The 20,508-nt window shown below is 42.7% G+C and carries 29 protein-coding genes; 7 read left to right on the plus strand and 22 right to left on the minus strand.

Going from position 1 to position 20,508, the window contains the following annotated elements:
- Positions 1-396: Na+/H+ antiporter subunit E (locus tag HNR50_RS14540; protein WP_184747510.1), on the minus strand; the 396-nt coding region annotated here is incomplete at its 3' end.
- Between the two features lie 337 nt (positions 397-733).
- Here HNR50_RS14540 and HNR50_RS14545 point away from each other — a divergent pair.
- Positions 734-1,186: a CBS domain-containing protein gene (locus HNR50_RS14545; RefSeq protein ID WP_184747511.1), complete on the plus strand. Its 453-nt coding sequence runs from the start codon at positions 734-736 to the stop codon at positions 1,184-1,186.
- A gap of 93 nt (positions 1,187-1,279) precedes the next feature.
- On the opposite strand, the gene HNR50_RS14550 is transcribed toward HNR50_RS14545, so the two are convergent.
- From HNR50_RS14550 to HNR50_RS14595, 10 genes are all read right to left on the minus strand, one after another.
- A complete protein-coding gene (locus HNR50_RS14550) occupies positions 1,280-2,203 on the minus strand; it encodes an ABC transporter substrate-binding protein (protein ID WP_184747512.1) in 924 nt (307 codons plus the stop codon).
- Positions 2,200-2,937 carry an ABC transporter ATP-binding protein gene (locus tag HNR50_RS14555; protein WP_184747513.1) on the minus strand — a complete coding sequence of 246 codons (738 nt, stop codon included), beginning with the start codon at positions 2,935-2,937 and terminating at the stop codon, positions 2,200-2,202. Before HNR50_RS14555 ends, HNR50_RS14550 begins: the two co-directional genes overlap by 4 nt.
- On the minus strand, positions 2,934-3,743 hold the full coding sequence (locus tag HNR50_RS14560; protein ID WP_184747514.1) for an ABC transporter permease: 810 nt from the start codon (positions 3,741-3,743) through the stop codon (positions 2,934-2,936). The genes HNR50_RS14555 and HNR50_RS14560 overlap by 4 nt, the downstream gene beginning before the upstream one ends.
- 104 nt (positions 3,744-3,847) lie before the next feature.
- Positions 3,848-4,504, minus strand: coding sequence for a substrate-binding periplasmic protein (locus HNR50_RS14565; protein ID WP_184747515.1), 657 nt, complete (start codon positions 4,502-4,504; stop codon positions 3,848-3,850).
- Between the two features lie 151 nt (positions 4,505-4,655).
- Positions 4,656-5,120, minus strand: a complete 465-nt coding sequence (locus HNR50_RS14570) for a hypothetical protein (RefSeq protein ID WP_184747516.1) — start codon at positions 5,118-5,120, stop codon at positions 4,656-4,658.
- Positions 5,121-5,240: 120 nt separating this feature from the next.
- The gene (locus HNR50_RS14575) at positions 5,241-6,434 is read right to left on the minus strand and encodes a tetratricopeptide repeat protein (protein ID WP_184747517.1); all 1,194 of its coding nucleotides are present in this window, start codon (positions 6,432-6,434) and stop codon (positions 5,241-5,243) included.
- 45 nt (positions 6,435-6,479) lie between these two features.
- Positions 6,480-7,229 (minus strand): HAD-IIA family hydrolase, encoded by a 750-nt coding sequence (locus tag HNR50_RS14580; RefSeq protein ID WP_184747518.1) that lies wholly within the window; start codon positions 7,227-7,229, stop codon positions 6,480-6,482.
- Positions 7,226-7,741 carry a GNAT family N-acetyltransferase gene (locus tag HNR50_RS14585; protein ID WP_184747519.1) on the minus strand — a complete coding sequence of 172 codons (516 nt, stop codon included), beginning with the start codon at positions 7,739-7,741 and terminating at the stop codon, positions 7,226-7,228. The genes HNR50_RS14580 and HNR50_RS14585 overlap by 4 nt, the downstream gene beginning before the upstream one ends.
- Positions 7,742-7,753: 12 nt before the next feature.
- Complete coding sequence (locus tag HNR50_RS14590) at positions 7,754-8,284, minus strand: GNAT family N-acetyltransferase (protein ID WP_184747520.1); 531 nt, start codon at positions 8,282-8,284, stop codon at positions 7,754-7,756.
- On the minus strand, positions 8,281-8,880 hold the full coding sequence (locus tag HNR50_RS14595; protein WP_184747521.1) for a peptidoglycan DD-metalloendopeptidase family protein: 600 nt from the start codon (positions 8,878-8,880) through the stop codon (positions 8,281-8,283). The genes HNR50_RS14590 and HNR50_RS14595 overlap by 4 nt, the downstream gene beginning before the upstream one ends.
- 283 nt (positions 8,881-9,163) lie before the next feature.
- Between HNR50_RS14595 and HNR50_RS14600 the strand changes: the two genes are divergently transcribed.
- Positions 9,164-9,382, plus strand: coding sequence for a hypothetical protein (locus HNR50_RS14600; protein WP_184747522.1), 219 nt, complete (start codon positions 9,164-9,166; stop codon positions 9,380-9,382).
- 80 nt (positions 9,383-9,462) lie between these two features.
- Here the strand turns inward: HNR50_RS14600 and HNR50_RS14605 are convergent, their stop codons facing one another.
- A complete protein-coding gene (locus HNR50_RS14605) occupies positions 9,463-10,158 on the minus strand; it encodes a M15 family metallopeptidase (protein ID WP_184747523.1) in 696 nt (231 codons plus the stop codon).
- A 143-nt stretch (positions 10,159-10,301) separates the two neighbouring features.
- On the opposite strand from HNR50_RS14605, the gene HNR50_RS14610 reads away from it, so the two are divergent.
- Positions 10,302-11,540, plus strand: coding sequence for an adenylate/guanylate cyclase domain-containing protein (locus HNR50_RS14610; protein WP_184747524.1), 1,239 nt, complete (start codon positions 10,302-10,304; stop codon positions 11,538-11,540).
- A gap of 39 nt (positions 11,541-11,579) precedes the next feature.
- Here HNR50_RS14610 and HNR50_RS14615 read toward each other — a convergent pair whose 3' ends face one another.
- Complete coding sequence (locus HNR50_RS14615) at positions 11,580-12,011, minus strand: GNAT family N-acetyltransferase (protein WP_343060212.1); 432 nt, start codon at positions 12,009-12,011, stop codon at positions 11,580-11,582.
- Between the two features lie 120 nt (positions 12,012-12,131).
- Complete coding sequence (locus tag HNR50_RS14620; protein ID WP_184747526.1) at positions 12,132-12,320, minus strand: hypothetical protein; 189 nt, start codon at positions 12,318-12,320, stop codon at positions 12,132-12,134.
- Positions 12,321-12,515: 195 nt separating this feature from the next.
- Here HNR50_RS14620 and HNR50_RS14625 point away from each other — a divergent pair, with 195 nt between their 5' ends.
- Positions 12,516-13,427: an NAD(P)-dependent alcohol dehydrogenase gene (locus HNR50_RS14625; RefSeq protein WP_184747527.1), complete on the plus strand. Its 912-nt coding sequence runs from the start codon at positions 12,516-12,518 to the stop codon at positions 13,425-13,427.
- A gap of 26 nt (positions 13,428-13,453) precedes the next feature.
- Here the strand turns inward: HNR50_RS14625 and HNR50_RS14630 are convergent, their stop codons facing one another.
- From HNR50_RS14630 to HNR50_RS14640, 3 genes are all read right to left on the minus strand, one after another.
- Positions 13,454-13,912, minus strand: coding sequence for a pyridoxamine 5'-phosphate oxidase family protein (locus HNR50_RS14630; RefSeq protein WP_184747528.1), 459 nt, complete (start codon positions 13,910-13,912; stop codon positions 13,454-13,456).
- Between the two features lie 96 nt (positions 13,913-14,008).
- Positions 14,009-14,287: an RNA recognition motif domain-containing protein gene (locus HNR50_RS14635; protein WP_184747529.1), complete on the minus strand. Its 279-nt coding sequence runs from the start codon at positions 14,285-14,287 to the stop codon at positions 14,009-14,011.
- Positions 14,288-14,678: 391 nt separating this feature from the next.
- A complete protein-coding gene (locus HNR50_RS14640; RefSeq protein WP_184747530.1) occupies positions 14,679-14,915 on the minus strand; it encodes a hypothetical protein in 237 nt (78 codons plus the stop codon).
- 231 nt (positions 14,916-15,146) lie between these two features.
- Between HNR50_RS14640 and HNR50_RS14645 the strand changes: the two genes are divergently transcribed.
- The gene (locus HNR50_RS14645) at positions 15,147-15,491 is read left to right on the plus strand and encodes an arsenate reductase family protein (protein ID WP_184747531.1); all 345 of its coding nucleotides are present in this window, start codon (positions 15,147-15,149) and stop codon (positions 15,489-15,491) included.
- The gene (locus tag HNR50_RS14650) at positions 15,492-16,334 is read left to right on the plus strand and encodes an MBL fold metallo-hydrolase (RefSeq protein ID WP_184747532.1); all 843 of its coding nucleotides are present in this window, start codon (positions 15,492-15,494) and stop codon (positions 16,332-16,334) included. It abuts the gene before it with no gap.
- Here the strand turns inward: HNR50_RS14650 and HNR50_RS14655 are convergent.
- The 4 genes from HNR50_RS14655 to HNR50_RS14670 form a co-directional block, all read right to left on the minus strand.
- A complete protein-coding gene (locus HNR50_RS14655; protein WP_184747533.1) occupies positions 16,259-16,651 on the minus strand; it encodes a hypothetical protein in 393 nt (130 codons plus the stop codon). The genes HNR50_RS14650 and HNR50_RS14655 overlap by 76 nt on opposite strands.
- Before the next feature lie 68 nt (positions 16,652-16,719).
- The gene (locus HNR50_RS14660; RefSeq protein ID WP_184747534.1) at positions 16,720-17,088 is read right to left on the minus strand and encodes a response regulator; all 369 of its coding nucleotides are present in this window, start codon (positions 17,086-17,088) and stop codon (positions 16,720-16,722) included.
- Positions 17,088-17,456, minus strand: coding sequence for a response regulator (locus HNR50_RS14665; protein WP_184747535.1), 369 nt, complete (start codon positions 17,454-17,456; stop codon positions 17,088-17,090). Before HNR50_RS14665 ends, HNR50_RS14660 begins: the two co-directional genes overlap by 1 nt.
- 51 nt (positions 17,457-17,507) lie before the next feature.
- Complete coding sequence (locus tag HNR50_RS14670; RefSeq protein ID WP_221439894.1) at positions 17,508-18,455, minus strand: DHH family phosphoesterase; 948 nt, start codon at positions 18,453-18,455, stop codon at positions 17,508-17,510.
- Between the two features lie 93 nt (positions 18,456-18,548).
- Here HNR50_RS14670 and ylqF point away from each other — a divergent pair, with 93 nt between their 5' ends.
- On the plus strand, positions 18,549-19,427 hold the full coding sequence (gene ylqF / locus HNR50_RS14675; protein WP_184747537.1) for a ribosome biogenesis GTPase YlqF: 879 nt from the start codon (positions 18,549-18,551) through the stop codon (positions 19,425-19,427).
- On the opposite strand, the gene HNR50_RS14680 is transcribed toward ylqF, so the two are convergent.
- On the minus strand, positions 19,408-20,451 hold the full coding sequence (locus HNR50_RS14680) for a hypothetical protein (RefSeq protein ID WP_184747538.1): 1,044 nt from the start codon (positions 20,449-20,451) through the stop codon (positions 19,408-19,410). The genes ylqF and HNR50_RS14680 overlap by 20 nt on opposite strands.
- Between the last annotated feature and the right edge of the window lie 57 nt (positions 20,452-20,508).

The raw sequence follows: 20,508 nt of genomic DNA on the forward strand, positions 1-20,508 counted from the left end.
GATGAAAAGGGAATCGTCCTTAACGTCCACGGTGAGCGTCCCGGGAGTCAGAGTGATGGAATTGGCCAGAGCCAATCGTCCGATCTCCGATTTCAAACCCGTTTTTATCTCCACGATACCGGGGTTCACCGGCAGGGAGGGGGAGAGAACCCGCGAAGCCACATCGAGGTTGGCTTTAAGTAATTCCCCTGTAAAAACGAAAACATAAGCGACCATAGCCGCTATGGCTTTGGGGCTCAGTTTCACATCTTTGAAAACGGGATGGTGTGCCGAAAAGAAAAGCACGATGACAACTGTTACGACCAATCCGGAGAGGAGAACGGACGGATAAATATTTCCGTTCAGCATCAGCCAGGAAAGATAGACTAAAATGGCTGAAATAATGATGTTTTTCATCATTCCTCCTAAAGTTATATATACATATATATTTATATAAAAATATCTATATGCGTAGAAAAGCATATTACCTAAAATATTGCAGGTCAAGGAAATAATGTATTTTTGAGAATAAATATTACTCTTTAGAATGGTTACAAAAATGGTGATTATTGTAAACAAAACCCTTATAGGTTCCAAATAAAAGTAACTAATTATATAAGGTGTATGAAGTTGTTTTGTTTTGCGAAAATTTGAACAAAATAATCGTGTAAATACACGAATAATAGTTAAAACAATTGATCAAATGAGATAATGAACTAGAATTAAAAATGTACATTCTGTAAAGGGGAGAAATATGACAATATCTGAAATTCTAAAACAGAAGAAAAGCGCTATTTATACGGTCACTGATAAGGCGACTGTCAGAGAAGCTGTGATCATTATGAATGAGAAAAAGATAGGTTCTCTCATAGTTGAAAATGAGAAAAAAGAAGTCGCCGGAATTATCACGGAAAGGGATATTTTATCCAAAGTCTGTCCCCGCGATGACAGCTGGCAGAAGTCTGTCATTGAGGTTATGACTCCCCGTGAAGAACTGATCATCGGTATGACCGATGACACCGTCTCCTATGTCATGAATATTATGACTGATAAGAGGATCCGCCATCTCCCCGTATTCGAAAAAGATAAACTGGTAGGTGTGGTTTCAATCGGTGATGTTGTCAAAAATGTAATGGAACTCTCCGAGACGGAAGCGAAATTGCTCAGGGAGCATATCATGAATCCCTATGGGATCAATATTCCCTGAGTTGTACGGGTTGATCTAATCGCCTATAACATTCCCTCGACGCTCTATTCTCTGAAGATGATGAAAGAAGACCCCTCCTCATACGGATTCCCGTTATTCCATAAGTGACATATCCAGAACCTTATCCCAATCGGGAAGCTGATTAATGGTACCCGTTTTCAGTAGGATCCGGCCCAATTCGTCCAGAGTTTCCCTAAAATCAGAAGCCGGCCGGACAACGTGATTGTGCAGGGATAAGCTGTTTTCGACCATAGCCGGAGAAAAACCGCTCAGAGATGAGTGTACGGTAATAACGTCACTTCTGTTTGTTGCAAGATAGTCCTGGGCATTTTCCAGGGATTTTATCAAATCTTCCAGTTGTGCCTTTCTTTCAGCGATAGTTTTTTCCGATGCAACCAGAACAATGGGGTAGGTCATCCCGGGCATATCCAGATAATCGAAATGTCTTCCGATCTCTTTATCCTCGGCAATGGAAGGTGTCGGTTCCGATGCGACGAGCGCATCTATTTCACCTGAGGCCAGTGCTGTCAACTGAACTGAAGGGGACATCTCCATAAGTGAATTTTCCAGGTCTATACCTTTGTCCTCGGCTTTTATGATCAAACCGCCATAGGTGGAAGTACCTTTTTTGATGCCTATCCGAAGACCTTGGAGATCATTCCATGTGTCAATCTGAATTTCTTTTCCGGTTACAATTCTATGTCTTTTCTCTCCGGAACCATGACTGGCGATAATTCTGAAATTATCGTATTTGGAAAGCAGTATGATGGCAGCTGAATCTCCCATTGCGGCGACATCGGCGCTTCCGGAGATAAGAGCTTCAACGGTCTGGGGTCCGGAAGAGAAAATCTTCCCTTCCACATTTTTAGCAAAAAGTTCCTTTTCAGCGGCGATGACAGAGAGCGTATCGACAATCCGGTCCTGATAAGCGTAAACAAGATTACTATCACTGGAGGAACAGCTCCAGAGTAAAGTAGATAAGATTAATAATGAGAGTATAAGTTCTTTCTTTTTCATAGTTTGCAATCCTTGCAGCACAAATCCATGCTGTTTTTCATTTCTTTTCTTAAAGAAAGCATGTCGGGTGAGTAAAAGTTCCACCTTTTCCCCCTGTCCAGCTCCCATTCCCGTTGAATTCTGCCGGGCCGTTTTGTCATAAGAACAACTTTCGTGGAAAGGTAGATGGCTTCCTCTATGCTGTGGGTCACGAAAATGATGGTTTTTTTCTCCCGTTCCCAGATTTCCTTCAATTCATAGTCCAGCTGTATTCTCGTCTGCTCATCGAGGGAGGAAAAAGGTTCGTCCATCAGAATCACATCCGGAGAGAGCGCGAGCGTTCTGGCAATGGAAACTTTCTGTTTCATGCCGCCGGATAATTCATGGGGATAAGCTTTGTGAAAACCTTTCAAGCCCACAATGTCGAGATAGTAGTCAACGGCTTTTCTGCTGTTTCTCAATGCCAGTTTCATATTTTCCTCAACAGTCATCCAGGGGAAGAGGCTGTTCTCCTGAAAAACGACACCCCGGTCCGGCCCCGGTTTTCTTATAGGTTTCCCATTGAGTCTGATCGTTCCTTCTGTCGGCTGTATAAATCCGGCGATCATGTTGATCAGAGTCGATTTACCGCATCCGCTCGGACCTATTAAAGAGATGAAATCTCCTTCCGCAACATGGAGATTTATGTGAGACAGAGCTCTGACCTGTCCTTCTTTTGACCGGTATTCCCTTGAGATATTTTCAATGCTGATCATAAAATCCTCTCAAAGCCCATCTTATGGCGCAAATTGTCTTCGATAATCTGAAAGAGGACTTTTTCAATAAAAAGGCCAATGGCTGCGATTATTATGATAACGGAAAAAGCCGACACGAAATCGAGACTCCACCGCGACTGTATGATGACAAATCCCAGACCCTGAGCCGATCCGACTACCATCTCTGCGGCGATCAGGACCCTCCAGCCTGAAGCAAGGGCAATCCTCAATCCATTGATAATGGAAAGACTTGATGCTGGAATCAGAATCCGGAAAAATGTCCGGGGACCTTTAAGTCCCATCATGCGTGAGGCTCTCATGTAAACGGGCGGAGTTTCCCTGATTCCTCCGGCCGTATTGACGATGACCGGTGGAAGGGAAGTTATAAATATCATGAAAAACGTGGCACCTTCCCCCAGGCCGAAAAGGAGGAGGGCGACGGGAACCCAGGCCAGGCCGGGAATGATCTGCAGAAACGTCACCACGGGGATGAACAGATCGAAAAGAAACTGGTAGTATCCCATGGCTATGCCCAAAACTACGCCAATAAGGGAAGCGAGGGCGAATCCTTTGAACCATCTTAAAAGGCTGACAGCCGTATGATCCACAATCCCCGCACCATAAATCTGTTCTCCCTTTAGAAGATCTATCAGGCCTGAAAGGGTGGATAGCGGTGTGGGGAAGTAGACACCTCTTCCGTGGTTGGCTAACGTCGCTGCTATATGCCACAGGAGAAAGATAATTCCTATTCCGGTGATATAGCGGATTGCTTTTATAGCAGTATCTTTAATTTGGCGGTCTATCATGGAATATATGATATATATTAAAAAACCTATATACAAGTCTCAATAGATAATTTTTTCTTAAAAGTGAAGATTCTGCTAATGCTTATTATGCGTGATGAAATGATTTATGGAATAACCATCACCTCTTCTCCGCCATTTTCTATCATGATCCTGCGGTATGTCCCGTCTTTTTTCATGTTATCCAGGGTCGCCTGCCATTTTGATACAATCTGATCAGAGGTAGTCCTGGAAAAGGCAATATAGAGGTACACTTTTCTAATGGATAATGCCTTGGCGAACTCATCGGGGCGGAATCCCGCTTTTCCGGAGGCTGCAACAATACCGCGATTGGAACTGAACCAGACATCGGCTCTGCCTGCATGAATCATGCGAATAGCACTTATATCATTGTTAACGTCATTGATATTTGTAAAACCGTTTTCGATCAGAAATCGTTCTTTAGCATCATCCTGAATTACAACAATTTCCTTCAGCTTTTTGGCATCTTCCAAAGAATCAATATTGACCTCTGAATTTATCGATTTATACATAGCCCACTCAATTAATATCAGCGGTCCGACCCATTTGAATTCCTTTTCCCGTTCGGCTGTTCTGGTGGTTGAAAACAGTGCGATATTGGGTTCTTCTTGCAGCCTTTTATAGGCTCTCGCCCAGGGATAGACCTCGATCGAATCCGGTTGGCCATGACGCCTGAGAATTTCTCTGACAATTTCTGTCGAGTAGCCGACAAGATTTCCCTCTTCATCTACTCTATTAGCCATTCCGGAGTCTTCTGTGAGAATGGTAAGATCCTGAGAAAAAGCGCTAAAACACAAATTAAGAAAAAGAAAAACAACTAAAAAACGTTTATCCATAATATATATTTTCCGGGATATGGATTAGGGAGTCAAATTTCCCTTTGATTTATTATGTTTATTTTCTCTGGTGATTCAGCAATAACATGGTCAATCTCAGAATGTTGTTGACTCTCAATGTCCAGTTGTATTTTTCAGCTGTACCGGTATAAGGATATTTGATTATAAGCTCTTCGACTCTACTGTACAGAGAGTGCAGGAGCGCAAGGGAATCTTTACCCGCCCATCCCGCCAGGCTCGTACCTTTTAAAGATTCGGCTTTTTTTATTTTTCCTTTTGCAACTGATGAAAATCTGAAACCCTCAGATAAGAGCTGTTTGTATTGACCGGTTGTAATTTCATGAATGACTTTATCCAGGTCAGTTTCTTTTTTCGACACCATTTGCAGATATCTGAAATTGTTCTGCATTTCTATGATAAGAAGTTTGCCTTTGCCATCCAGTTTATTCTTCCAGGCTATAAATTCCTGTATGGCTGTTCCTGTTTTAAAAAGAGGATCCAGTATGGATGGCAGTGTCATCATAGATAGCTCCAGTTGATTTGATTTTCATATATAAACATTAACGGCTTAATTACATAGGTGCTGCTTTTCCTGCAGAAAATACTGGAATGAGTCTCTGTGAATGCCGGGGATCTATTCATTTTATTTAATCTGGTCAATGAGATTTCCAATTGCCTGAAAAACCTGATGATCATCCTCATATACTTCACGAAACATTTCTTCCGCCTGTTTTAATTGAGCAAGAGCCTCCTGATGATCTCCCATGGCGTCTGAGACCAGAGCTTTATGATAATACAAATTCCCCCGCGCTTCCGGTTCTTCGGTCAAGGCTAAAAGTTCATCGATTAAAATCCTGGCCTCGTTCAGAGCTTTGTAACCATTGTAATAATTGACAATACTACCCATGACCGAAGGATTTGTCGGGTAGAGTTCGAAAAAGTATCTGGAGTTTTCTTTCGCTTCGGCGAAGTTCTTTTTATATAGGTACAAATCTATAAGCTTATCATAGAATCTGTATTGGTCCGGTTCCAGCGCCTTACCTTTTTCCATATAACTGATGCTCTTATCGAAGTCCTGGAGGTTTATGGCAATAATTCCGGCTAAATAGCAGGAATCGGATTTATAGTATGTATCTGAATAAGAGTTAAGGGCTTTTTCAGCATAGGGCAGAGCTTTCGCCATTTCTCCCGTATTTAAATAAGCGACAGCCAGATTGTGGTTATATCCGGGATTATCTTTTTCATAGTCCAGGGCCTTTCTCAGGTTCTCTATGGCTTTCTCATAGGATTCTATCTGAAGCTGTATCTGCCCTAAATTGCTGAAAAGAATTTTGTCGGAAAAATTATTGAGATTTGCCAGTTCGTAGTTTTCTATGATTTTTGATTGCAGCTTGTCATTGCCGAGAAGCCATTGCCCATTGTATTTTTCCAGGACTTCATAATAAAACTGGCCCAACCAGAAATAGAGTTCTCCATTGGAACTATCTGATTCCAGAGCGCTTAACAGAGCTTCATCGGGTTTGTACATGACGTACTGGTAACGGCCTTCCCTGCCTCTGTAATCGTATACGCTTTCCCCCTCGGGAATGTCTTTCAAGGCAAACATCTGGTGCATCGTGCTGTGTACAAAATAGTTTAAGAGGATTTTCACTTTCTGAACGACAAGATCAGAATGGGATATACCGCTCTCATTCGTCGTCAGGTATTGAAAAGCTGTTTCATATTTCTGCAGACTGATCAATCGCTCGCTTTCCGCAATATGGGGGTTTGATAAATCAACAGCGAAAGAAATCTGTCCGAGAATAAGAAAAACTAATATAAAGAGATGTTTTTTCATCTTATATCCTTTATTTTTTCGACAATGATCTCATGGAATCCTGTTTCAGTCCAGATATTGAAATACTTCCATCAGGGAATCTATAACCCCGATACCGGGGACATGGCTTTCATCTCCCGGTTGATATTTTCCCGATCTTGCCAGGAAGGCATGGCAACCGGAATTTTCTGCACCCTGAATATCTGTTTTCCAGTCATCTCCTATGACGATAACATCTTCCGGGGGAGCGTCGAGAATCTCCAGCGCTTCGGTATAATAGGATAAGGACGGTTTGCCGAATACTTCTATTTTTGTATTTCCGGCTGTTTCAAAAAGACTTACGAAAGCTCCCGTATCCAGCTGCTTTCTCTCTCCCGACAGATAGTAAGGGGATGCGGAAGCTGTAATAAGGGGAACTCCCTTCTGTTGAAAGAGAAATATATTTTGCAGATCCGAATAGGACAGGTTCTCTTTTTCGAAATCCAGCAGTAGAACAATTTCCGGATATTCCTCATTGTGAGGAATGCAGACCTGTTCCATTTCCTGCCCGCTTCCAACGATATAGGCAGTCCCGAATCCTTTTCGCCTCAGGTAGGAATTTATGGCGATTATGGGATTGATGATTGAGGGCATCGGAACGGCCAGACCGGCATCGGAAAGACGTTTTTTTATGAGAAGTGGAGATTTGACGGAATTGGTCATGATCAGAAAATCAATTTCCAGTTTTTCCGCCTTCTCAAAGAATTCCCGGGCATCATTAATCGGTGCGGGCCCTTCGAGAATAGTTCCATCCAGGTCAATGAGAAGCTTTTTCATTTTTTTTCTCCATCTCCGGTAATTTTCTTACAATAGCGGATCACTTTCGCATTGAATTTTTCCATTATCTTTTCGCTCCCGTCAGTTTCATATCCGTGTTTTTTATAAAATTGTCTTGTGGAAGCGTTGTCTTCTAGAACCCAGAGTACATTTTCACGACAGCCTTTTTCCAGAGCGACTTTTTCGCAATGACGCAACAATTGGGATCCGACCCCCTCCCTTTTCATCAATGGTTCAACATAGAGCCCCCAGAGCTCATAGGCGTCGAGCTTATCTTCATTTCTGCACATGCCGCTTTTCATAAAGCCTTTGATAATATTGTCCTCTTCACAGACATAGAGATCGTCTTTCTCATGTTCATTGCTGTCATTGAAGCTGCTGAATCTTCCGTTCACTGATATTTCCGAAAATAAATAGCTGTCGGGTATAATTCCCCTATAGGCGCTGCGCCACCCGAATATGTGGATTTCGGCAATACGCGATGCATCATCTTTACAGGCTGTTCTTATCATTGACGTTCTCCTTCAAGAGTTTTTTAACATTCCGTATGCATAGGCATCGTGCCAGAGAGGATTGCCATTTGGATCAGTGCGGAAAAATCCCTTTTTCTTGAAATGCCCTTCTCGAATCATTCCGATTTTTTCCAGAACTTTCCAGGACGATGTGTTTTCGGGATTGCAGTAGGCTGTTATTTTATGGGCATCCAACGCTTCAAAAGCATAGCGGACCAAAGCCGCAGAGGCTTCCGTACAATATCCATGGTTCTGATAATCAGGGTTAAATATAAAACCCAGTTCCCAGGTTAAAAAACGCTCCGGTTCAATCCGGTGAAAATAGAGATGGCCGATCATTTTACCAGATTCTCTGAGCTTAACCGCGAGAAAATCATCTCCGTTGCATCGTTTCTTAATTAAGGCTCTGGACTCGCTTACGCTGATAGGGCCTCCCGGTTCGAATTTATAGATCTCCGGCAAGGATAAGTATTCATGCAAATCCTTCCAGTCTGATGGAATGTGGTTTCTAATTTCAAGATTCGGTGTTATCAGCTTTTTCATTTTCTCTCCTGCAGGATGTTCAGTCTATCGGGATTTAATATTTCAAAAGGATTAATGTACTCCATTGTATACCGCGGCTGATAATCGTTATCAATGTCAGGATAAAGCAAAGTGTTAATCTCCAGTTCGCCGTACGGCGCATCGGATTTTATGAAAGAGAGCTCGATTATGTAATCTTCTCCGTTCCCCCGATTCCCCGTTAAGCCTATGACCTGGCCCCGGGATATAAGTTCTCCAGGATCTCGCGATACTGTTTTCAGATTGTAGATAGCCATAGCCGTGCTGTCTGTGAACTGAATAACTATCATATTGACTTGCTGTTCTCCGAAAAAGACTGGAGGGAAAGTATTTTCCGATTCTACGGCAATCACGATACCGTCCAGAGGCGAATATATTTTTTCTATTTCCAGAAACTCAAGAACGACGCCTTTCGACAGGTACCATTCGCCTTTTTCATTCTGTTGGGGTCCAAAACCGCACAAGGTCAGTATTTCTGCATCAGCATCATAGACAGGAGCCCTGTCTATTGCCCAGAGGCTTATTGTTGTCAAAAAGAAGAGTACTATTCTGAGTAATGACGAATTCTGAAATTTCACTTCTACTCCCGGACCGAATTATTTGAATAGTTCAATTGTAAATCTTTTTAGTAGAAGATCCAGCTGTTTTTTTAATATCTCACTCGTAAATCAGATAATCGGAACGGCCGGGATATTTTGCCATGGCAGTTCTGTGTTTATTGAATCCCAGGCCGTTACATTTTTATGGCTTTTGTTGTCGGCTCTTCGAATATTCCGGGAATTTCAGCAAAATATGGCACTATATAGTTTGTTGAATTATACTTACTTAAAGATAAGTAACATTATTTCTAAGGAGAGAAAAATGGAATGCGAATGTTTGAGTCAATGTCCTTTCTTTAATGACAAGATGGCTGAAAAGCCTGCCTTGGCTAATATAATGAAAAAAAGGTATTGTCTTGATGATTTCAACAGCTGTGCACGTCACAAGATATTTCTGGCAAAAGGGAAAAGTGCAGTTCCGCCAAATCTTTATCCCAATCAGATAGAAGAAGCTGAAAAAATCCTGGCAGAATTAAAATGAGACGGCAAAAGCTCTGAAAAGATCCTCTACGATTGTAAATCCTCTTAAATCTGACGTTTCATCGTCCGGGTCGTATATATTTACTTCCATTCCATTGCTTCGCAGGTATTCTTCTTTATCCAGTTTCCGTCGACGACATCATATTTCGCCGCATCTTCATTCTTCAATAATGCCCAGTACCGGTCTCCGATCGACCAGTGCCACCATTCCGGTTCGTAATTGACAAATCCCATCCGCGATAGAGCTCTGCTCAGAATACGCCTGTTTTCCCTTGCTTCATCAGAAATGTTATCCGAGTGGAAATAAGTCGCGTTATCCGTCTCACCGGGAGTCGCATTAAACTCAGTTCCCATATCCGATTCAATTCCCTTATCGTTTATGAGCGTGATATCTATAGCGGCTCCCGTCGGATGAGGGGCGTATTCCGGCGGAGCGACGTATTTGCATGTTTCCAGATAGATTTCCTCTTCCGGTAAATCACCATAGTGCTTTCTGTTGTATTCCAGAACAGAATTGAATGAATCCTTCTGCTGCTGTAAAGGTCTGTAGGCTTCTTTTATATAGAAATTGATTCCTTCAGGCAGTAAGAGAGCTGCTTCAAGAAGCTTTATGGCTATAGTTTCTCTTGCGTAACTGAAATATTCACTTTTACTGGCAATCTGAGACATTGATAAATCGACTTTTATTCTCTTGTTTATCTCAGTCAGATTGCAGAAAGGTTCTTTACTGTTCCTTACGGGTATCTTTATCACTTCAATATCATTAATTAAAAACACTAAAATCTCCGGGCTATTAATAGTATAATATTAAACTGAATAATCCTGTATGTAAAGATGATAACCATTTTAATGATCATTAAGGATAAAATCATATCTATGGTTTATGATTTAAGTAAGTCAGAAATATCTATGGGGAAATTATGAGACCGAAGTTTATTAAATCCTTTCTCGATGAACTGTTATTGTATTCGGGGCAGTTCGCGCTTTTCTATATCATAATGCAATTGATTATTCAGAAAGGGCAGTTTCTTTTAAATGTAGGACATATGAGTCTGGTCGTCAGTCTGCTGATCCAGACCTTTCTTCTTTCCTTCAGAGCTGAACAGTCGAGGAAAGAAATCCCTTTTTTGTTTATAGTTCCCCTGCTTTACAGTCTTTTCGAATTATCAGAAGGTACAGCTTATCTTCTCAATACGGCTCATATAGGCTTCTGGTTCTTTGCCTTGATTTTTTCCATTCTCAGGTTTATCAAGTTTTCGGGAAGCGGGAGAACCAATAGATCCGTTGAGTTCAGTTATATTTTTCTCAATGTATTTATTTTTCTTTTTCTTTACTTTTATTTCGATACTTGGAAAGAAATCCAGAATTCTGATCAATTGACGATTGTCAACATCTGGAGTCATCTCACTTCCTTCCTTATCGATCCCACCCATTGGTACATCATATTCGGAGGTGCGCTGCTCGCTTTGATCATCGGTATTGGCCGTTATGAGAATTTCCGGCTGAATGAAAAGATAATTCAGCTTTTCGGGAAGTATGTTGATGAGAACGTAAGAGATACGATTCTCGAGAAAGGGGAGTATACATCAACTAAAAAGTATCTCTGCGTGCTTTTCTCCGATATTAAGAATTTCACCGCATACAGCGAAAAGAACGATGCCGAGACGGTATCTAAAATGCTTAATATCTACTTTGAATACTGGGATCGGATCGTTTCGGCCCACAACGGAACTATAGATAAATATATCGGCGATGCCATTATGGTCATATTCGGCCTGGAAAAAAAACACAATGCCTGTGAAGACGCTATTTCCTGCGCTCTGGAAGTCTGTGAATCGGAAAATATCCTTAAAGGGCTTTTGGAGGAAAGCGGGCTTCCCGTTCCGGAAGGATTCGGAGTGGGGTGCCATTACGGTGAGTTGATAGTCGGAGATATCGGAAGCACAAACCGCAAAAACTTCACGGTCATCGGCGATACAGTCAATGTCGCCTCTCGCCTCGAATCTCTGAGCAGAAAGACAAAACACAAGATTATTATTTCCATGGAAACTTTTTCACAATTAAACGGAGAACTGCAGCGCCTTTTTGAGAAAATCGGATCCATACAGTTAAAAGGGAAGAGTTCGCAGACGACAGTCTGGGGGGAGAAGATAATCTAGCTTTTCAAGAGGCTGCTTAATGATCCGGTTTTTCGTAATTCATATATTTTCAGGATCGATAGACAAATTCCGGTAATTGAGATCCTCTCTCAATGTAAACCCGAGAGATTCCCAGAAACCGTTCCCTCTTAAATTATCTTTGTAGACAACAAGAGCTACCTTTCTGATTCCCTCCTTCCTGAGCGAAGTCAATGCCCGATCAACAAGCGCTTTTCCAATACCCTGCCGCCGGAAGTCTCTGTGAACGGCAGCATGATAGATATATCCCCGCCTGCCGTCGTGTCCTGTTAAAATAACGCCGACCAGCTTTTTTCCTTCTCTGCAGATGAAGTTCGTTTCCGGATTTCTCTTAAGAAAAAAATCTATTCCCTTTCTGGAATCGTCGAGAGATCTCAGGCCCATGCCTTGTGTTTCGGACCAGAGCTTGAAAGCATCATCGTAATCGGCAATTGTCATTAAAGATATGTTTATATTGAACTCCTTATCGTCCCATCAATGTAATCATGATATTATTAATTCCGATAGTCGATTTTTTGTTTATTAAATCCATTTTTTTCCAATAAAAAAGATGACTGCCCATTGGCTGGTGATTTACACATGCTCTGTCGGGATGGATTCGTATGATGCGAGTTTGCGTTTTTTATATTCTTTAAAGGTCTCATTGTATATGTCCACAGGCCGGCAGGTGTATTTGTAGAGGTTTTCATCATGTCTAAACCAGTCATAGAGGATTTTTATGTCATCGGGAGCTATCGGTTTCAGTTGTATCATTTTTTCCAACAAGTCATATTTTAAACAGTGTATATTGCTTCTTCTGCTATATCAAGAAAGAATGTGGATATAAAACAAGCAGGGCTCTGAATCCGGCTTTCAATATTCGCATATAGGCTGTCCGGAAGGGCGGCCGGAAATTTCAAATCTTAACTATCCGTTATATTGTGGAACAGTTGTATTAATAGAGTTATAGTATTTCTTATGAAAGCTATAATCAGTACAAAAGCAGGTTCTCCCGACGTTCTTGAACTAAGGGAAATACCTATACCAATACCGAAAGATAATGAAATTCTTGTAAAAGTCCATTGTGCCTCTGTCACTGCAGGAGATGCCGCGCTGCGCCGGTTCAACAGGGCCGTACTGTCTGTCGTCGGCCTTCTCGCGGGATTCAAACCCATGATAATTCCCGGAGTGGAATTTTCCGGAGTCATTGAGGCGACCGGGATGAGGGTTAAATCTTTTCAGCCGGGAGATGAAGTGCGGGGAACCACAACCGGACTGAGCAAAGGGGCCAATGCGGAATATGTCTGTGTTCCCGAAACTTCGAGACATGGTGTTCTTATCAGAAAATCCCCCCATGTCACTCACCGCGAAGCGGCCGCCGCTACGGTCGGCCCTATGACCGCCGTTCAGCTTCTGAAAAAAGCGGGACTGAAACCCGGTGAAATGACACTGGTCTATGGCGCATCTGGCTCGGTCGGAAGCGCTGCGCTTCATATCGCCGCGCATTACGGTGGAGCGGTCGACGGAGTCTGCAGCGGAACCAATATCGAGCTTGTTCAGTCTCTCGGCGCTGAAATCGTATATGATTACAAAACTGTCGATTTTATATCTTCGGGAAAGAAATACGATGTGATTTTTGATGCTGTGGGGAAACTGAAAAAAACCGATGCATTAAAAGCTCTTAAAGAAAAGGGCCGCTTCGTATCGGTAAAATCGATGACTAAAGAAGTAAAAGAAGAACTGGAGTTTATACAGGATCTGCAGGTTAAAGGAAAACTAAAACCGTTTATTGATAAAAGCTACCCGCTGGAAGAGGTGAAAGACGCGCATATTCTGGTGGATTCCGGGCGGAAGCGTGGGAATATCGTTATTAGCATCAGCGGAGAATAGCGGTTGCAGAATAATTAAGCTTCCTTTTATCCCGATATCTTACCGGTAATCTCGTCGGGGATGATTCTATACACTATTGTCCGGTCTACAGCGGAGGTTGGAAAATCCCAGGAACTTAAATCTGTATGCTGTTTCATAATGATTTGAAGCCCTTGTGTTTTTTCCTCTCTGCCGGAAATAATCTCAATGATTCCCTTGCAAATTACCGAACGGAATCCCGTTCCGAAACTGCAGGCTTTCTCCGATGTTTTTATCTCGATAGAATCGGAAACTTCCAGACAGACATTTTGATTCTTCCTGATAAGGTCGAGCTTTTTCCCTTCTGTCGCGGAATGGAGATAAATTGTTTTCCCGTGGAGACCGTAGTTCATGGGAACGATGTATGGCTTATCCCCATCGACAAGTGCGACATGACAGATTCTGTTGGATTGAAGAATCTCCGCTATTAAATTATCATCGGTGATTTCTTTTTCATTTCTTCTCATTATGTCATATATATAAACAGAGAAATGGTTGTTATGTATATGTCTACTTATAAAAAAAAGCCGGTTTTACCGGCTTTTTCTGGAATCTGATTCCTATTAATATCTGTCGTTGTATCTGGGTCTTTCAGTTCTTTCTCTTGCTGCGTTTACAACAAGTTTCCTGTCCATCCATACGGATTCATTAAGTTCTCTGATGGCTTCATCTGCAGCGGACTGCTCTTCCATCTCGATAAAACCGAAACCTTTTGATCTGTTTGTTTCTCTGTCTGTAATAATTTTAGCACTGAGAACATTTCCGAACTGAGCGAAAAGATTCCCGAGGTCATCTTCAATCACTTTGAAACTCATATTACCAACATATAATTTTGTAGCCATAACTACTCCTTGACCGGTCTATCCGGCGATTTATTTTGTTTAGAAACCGAAGTATGCCTTAGACCGTATATGATGATTAGTAATTGGAACAATTAGAAATGATTAAAATACAGGAAAAATAATACTTAACTTTAATAAACTGAATGTAATATACATAATAGTGGATATTAAATCAAGATGGATAATGCTGTTTGACTGAAAGTTCGCCATTCAGAATAAATTCCTCCGGAGTTTATACCTCCGGTCATCAGCAATTTCATTTCCCTTTCCGGAAAATCGCTGTTGATGAATTGACTGGATATTATCAAGCCTGATGGTGTTTCGAACCCTGTCCTATTGCATAATCGGCATAGGGAAGAGGCTGTAGAGGTAGAAGAGTTCTTATTTCAACTCAATAACGGCTTTGAAAAAAGACAATGATCTTCAGAGAGCCCATAAAAAGGCTGAAAATTGAAATTGGTATCAGTATCAGGCCGGCACTCCAGGCTCCATTTGTAATACCCAGGGTCATCCATATGGCAAATGAAAGAATAGAGATTATTATTGGAATCAAACCCAGTCGAAGATCCTTTCTTCTTTCGGCGTTCAACCGGTCTTTCCAATCATTGTTAAGCTCAAATTTATTCAATATGCCCCTCCTGATGCGGTGTTTATGGTTTCAATATTAAACAATTTGATTAAAAAGTATATAGGGATATTTCCTATATGCGGGGAGGGATCATATCTGTCTTTGTATAATCTGCAAAAATAACACCTCCCGGTGAAATTGGGCTCTCTTGAATATCATATTATCCTTTGGATCCCTATGTCCTGTTAGCTCCCCTTTATCAAAAGCCGGTATATCTGATATAAAAAGATCATGAATATCCAGATCATAGGCACGAAAAAGTGTTCCGATACAAAAAAAGCAATGAGATTTTTCAAAGAGCGCAACGTCAGCTACCACTTTCTCGATTTGGGAGAAAAGCCCCTCAGCAGAGGAGAGCTTATTAAAATAGCCCAGAAACTGGGTGGGGATAATCTTATCGATACCCAGTCCAAAGCCTATAAGGACAAAGGTCTCGCCTGGATGGATTATGATGCTGTCGAGGAGGTTATGGAAAACAATCTCCTTCTTAAAACACCTGTTGTCAGAAACGGCAACGAAGTAACAGCCGGGATAGATCAGAAAACATGGACACTCTGGATTAAAGAGGGTAAATGATTGTTCCGTTATGCTGTACTGGGAAGCGGATCAAGCGCCAATTCCTATATTTTCGAATACGGTAATTTCTCATTTATCCTGGACAACGGATTCTCCTCGAGAGAGATCCTGCGGAGAATGGAAAAGCTTTCTTTCAATCCCGATCATCTGGAATTCATTTTTCTCAGTCATATACATTCCGACCATCTGAAAGGCGTTGAATCCCTTTGCTTCGAACTCGATCTGCCGGTTGTCATTCACGAGAACCTGGATCTCGATAAGTATACGAAAGGGGAAATCAACAGGAAGCTTTCTGTTACACCCGGACGTGAATACACTTTCAGGTATCTCAGTTTCATCCCTTTTGAAACCCACCACGATGCGCCTTCTTCCCTAGGTTTCTATTTCCGACTGGGAGATATATCCTTTACAGTCATTACCGATACGGGCAAATACGATCCCTCAATGATTGCCTATGCCGAGAAATCTCATATCCTCTTTCTGGAATCCAATTATTCCGAAGAGATGCTTATGACTGGCAAATATCCCCCTTATCTCAAAGAGAGAATCCGTTCCGATAAAGGGCATTTATCAAATTTTCAGGCGGCTGATTTTCTCAAAGAGGTAACCGGTTCAGAACGTTGCATGATCGAGCAGATTTATTTATGTCACCTGTCTAAAAACAATAATTCAGTTGAAAAAGTTCTCAGTGAGATAGGTAAGAACTGCAGCAATAATATACCGCTGCGGGTTTGCGATAGAGGAGAGTCGGTTTCGGGCATTCCCCTTCAGGCCAGAAGGTCGACTCTGGTTCCAGGCGGGTCTTCCTCTCTGTCCTCATATTCGGAAATTTCCGCTTTCTGAGCGGCCACCTCTTCTTCTTTTAAACGGATATCATCAAGAATCGCCTGTTCTCTTTGGCGGTGGTACTCCTCGGATTTCCTCATTTCTTCTTCGGCGGTAATTTCAGAAACCAGGCGCTGTTCATCCGACAGCTCTTTTTCTTCCCTGGTTCTCAGATCTGCTTCCATCGCTCTTTGTATTTCTGCTGCGGATTGTTCCCTCTCTTCTGCTTCAATCTGTTCAACAGCTTTTTCATAACCTTCCGATGTATGGATAAAGTAGCTGTTGTACTCGTCATAACGGGGAGGAACAGACCGGATGCCGTAATCTTCGGACATAGTTCTATCCTCCATTCTCTTCTATTAATATACTAATAAAGGAGGATTTAATCAAAAAACGGCAGATGTCAGCTTTTCAGGAGTTTGTCTATTTTATCCGCCAGGTCTGCGGGGCTGAATGGTTTTTCTATATAGGCGGAGGCTCCCGCTTCGAGAGCGTTTATTTTGTCTTTGTCTTTTCCTTTTGCCGAAAGGATAATAATTTTACTGTTTTTGCTTAATTCGTCGGCTTTGATCTGCTGTGTCGCTTCCAGACCGTTTATGCGACCGGGCATCATGATATCCATGATAATGATTTCCGGCTGTTCTTCCCTTGCCATTCTGACGGCTGTCCGGCCGTTCTCAGCAAAGTGGATTTCCCTGTTTTCGCCCTCCAGAGTATCTTTCAGCAGTTCTCTGATTTCAAAGTGATCGTCAGCTATAAGGATTTTTTTCATTATTGTTCCAGAAGCTCCCCAATGCAGTCCACAAAGTCTTTATGGTAGAAGGGCTTTGACATGGTCCGGTCGACACCGAAGTTTTCCGCCAGAGTGAGATAATTGGTGGACCCTATCCGCCCGCCTCCTGAAATAGCCAGAATTTTAGCTTTTGGATTTTTCGCTTTAATCTGAACGATGGTCTCTATGCCTTCCTGATTGGGCATAATTATATCGGTAATGATAAGATCGAAGGTTTCTTCTTCGAGCTTTTTCAGGCCGACCATACCGTCTTCAGCCAGGACGACCGAATGTCCCTCGCCTTCCAGCATAATATTAATCAGTTCCCTGATGTGTTCATCATCATCAATTACAAGGATGTGCGACATATAATCTCCATATACTATATTCTTTAGAAAATAACAGTAAAAATCAAATTATCAGTTAACAAATGATGCAATTTTCCTGAAAAGTTTGTCTTCGTCAAAATCTTCTTTTCTGAAAATCACTCCTCCCGCCATTTGTCTATGCCCACCGCCCGTACCGATTTTCCGGACTGTTTTTTTCATTAGATCCGCAGCGTTGATATCCGATGTCCCGTTCCGGAAGGATATGTTGATCGAGTCGCCGTTTTCCGCGAACAGCGCTGTGAACCGCACTTCATCGATAGAAAGGAGAAAATCCCCCAGGATTCCAAGCAGATTCTGGTTACAGGGATCTTTGAGCTTACAGAAAGCCAGCCGTCCCTTCATGGTCATGTTGTTTATCACATAATTGAAGAATCTGAGATCTTCAAGGGTTATATTATTGAGGACCATTGTACTCATCCAGTCATAATCTGCTGTCTTGTATAATTCGCCATAAGCCGCCGCGTCCAGGTGGCTGACGCCTCTGGTAAGAGAATCGGTATCGCGGAAAAGACCTGTCAGAAGAACAGTCGCGGCTGTCTCGGGAACCGGTATTTCAAGTTTCATATAGTATGATGTGATGATAGAAGCGCAGGCACCCACTTCCGGCCTTATATCCACAAGTCCGACACCTTCCGGTTCCCTTACAGGATGGTGATCAATAACAGCTATCTCCTCGCCGGTCAGATCCGTAACGTTGGTGTTCCATTTACACCCGTCCACAATGATGATTTTATCTTCCGGCTTTAAATCATAGTCGGAGCATTTGCGGATATCTATGGACATCTCGTTGATCATATTGATCAGAGCCGCCCTCTGTATCATTCCATCATATATGAGACGCGTCTCGATTCCTTTCAAGCGGAGCAATTGCTGAAGTCCGTATGCGGAGGCAACCGCATCGGGGTCGGGAAAGTTGTGGGTCTGAATGTAGATGTTGTCGTTCAATCCTTTCAGTTTTTCAAGAAGCTTATCAATCAATTGCCGAACCTCTCTAAACAATATATCCGCGATCGGGGGAAAAAAGTAGAACTTATAATAAAAAAAAAGATATACTGCCCCGGGAGTTGCCAATTGAAACCTATACAGTGGTTTCCCGGTCATATGAGCAAGACCAGGAGACTGATAAAAGAAAATCTGAAAAAAGTCGATGTCGTTGTGGAAATTCTCGATGCCAGAGCTCCGGAATCGAGCCGGAATCCCATAATCGACGAATTAACAGGCGATAAGCCGAGATTGGTTGTTCTCAATAAATCCGATCTGGCCGATCCGATAGTAACTGGCCAGTGGATGGATTATTTCGCCAGTCCCGAACAACACAGACTTCCAGTCGAGGTTTCATCTAAAAGCGGACAGAATCTCGGCTCAATTGCCAAGGGGTGCCGGACTCTCTGCGAAGGGGCTAAATGGCTGAGCCGTCGACCTGTGCGGGCTATGATTGTCGGTATTCCCAACGTGGGGAAATCCACAGTTATCAATGCGCTGGCCGGTAGAAAAAAAGCGGCCGTGGGAAATAAGCCGGGCCTTACCAGAGATATGCAAAGGCTGGAGGTTTCTCCGAACCTTCAGATTTACGATACGCCTGGAATTCTCTGGCCGAAGTTTGAGGACCAGGCCATCGGATACAAACTGGCTTTGCTCGGTTCCATCAAAGATACAATCCTCGTTCTCGATGAAATTACGACCAAAGGTCTCGAATATATGGCGGTTCATTATCCCGACAGGATAAAGGACAGGTATTCTCTGGAAACACTGCCCGACGATACGATGGAATTGATCGAAGAAATCGGGAGAAGAAGGGGATGTCTTATGTCCGGAGGCGTTATTGATTATGAGAAGGCGATAAATCTCTTTCTGCTCGATCTGCGTCAGGGAAAACTCGGGCGCTTCTCTCTTGAAACGCCCGGTGAAGAAAGGAGTTTTTTCTCAGAAACTATTCGGGAAGAGCAATAAGCTTCCATTCGCCGTCGATCATCTCTACCATAAAGACCAGAATCTCATTCTGCAGAACTGCTTCTTTTCCCTCCCGAACAGCAGAGCCGTGAAAAAGCCACGTGTGTCTGTCGGGAGTCCAGCCGCGGTTGCCATCGAGCCATTGGGGAAACATATCGGCATATTCTTCATAACTGTAAATTTTAGCTTCATAGTTTTCCCTGTAATCGGAAAAACTGAATCCCTCATACTGACGGGCAGGAGGGGGCACTCTGTATTTTGAGCCGCCTTCGCCTGTGGCGAGAGAATAGACTTTATCGCTGATGCTGTCATAGAAAGCCGGAAGATCGCCCATCAGACTGTCATTAATAAAATTCAGGGCAAAACGGAGAGCCTGATCTTCATCGGGTTCCTTTCTTTCAAGCACGCGGTTTTTTTCACCCGCCTCCTGCCTTACGGCGCGGATTTCAGGTATGACCGCCGTTGAAGCCATCTGCACAAGAGACTGTATGGATTCTTCCGCTTCTATCTCTCTGATATCCCAGGCTTCCAGTTCGATCTTATATATGATGCCCGGTGTGGAAACGCCGGGAGGTGCAATCAGTCTTACGCTTGAAACGCCCTGGTCTCCCAAAAGGGGATGGCGTCCTTCAAAATCCGTCTGGAACCAGTTGCTGTAATTCTCTTTCCAGCCGGTCCGGCCTTCCGACCAGGGAAGAGTGAAAAGTGGGGCTTTTGAGCTGTCCGTTCTCAGTTTTATCTGAATGGTGCTCTGACCGGCAACTGTTTCATCGGAATAAGTCGTGCGGACGCGCCATTTTCTAATTACACCTTCATCGGGTATTTCCAGATTGTTTATTTCCTCTGTATTTATCTGTCCGAGATCTATCCAGCTTCTGTCGCTGTCGATGCTCAGGGGGACATCACTCTCTCCACCGTAGAGTAGGGTCGAGAAAACAAGCTTCTCTTCGCGTTCGTCTCCGCCGTAGAGAAAGAGGGGTAAATACAACAAACCGATAAGTAAAACAAGGTGAATTTTCTTCATAAATACTTCTCCAGTTTACTTATCGGCTGTTTAGGAAAGGGCATTAGAATTTTTCTA

Source organism: Spirochaeta isovalerica, assembly GCF_014207565.1.
GTDB lineage: Bacteria > Spirochaetota > Spirochaetia > DSM-2461 > DSM-2461 > Spirochaeta_F > Spirochaeta_F isovalerica.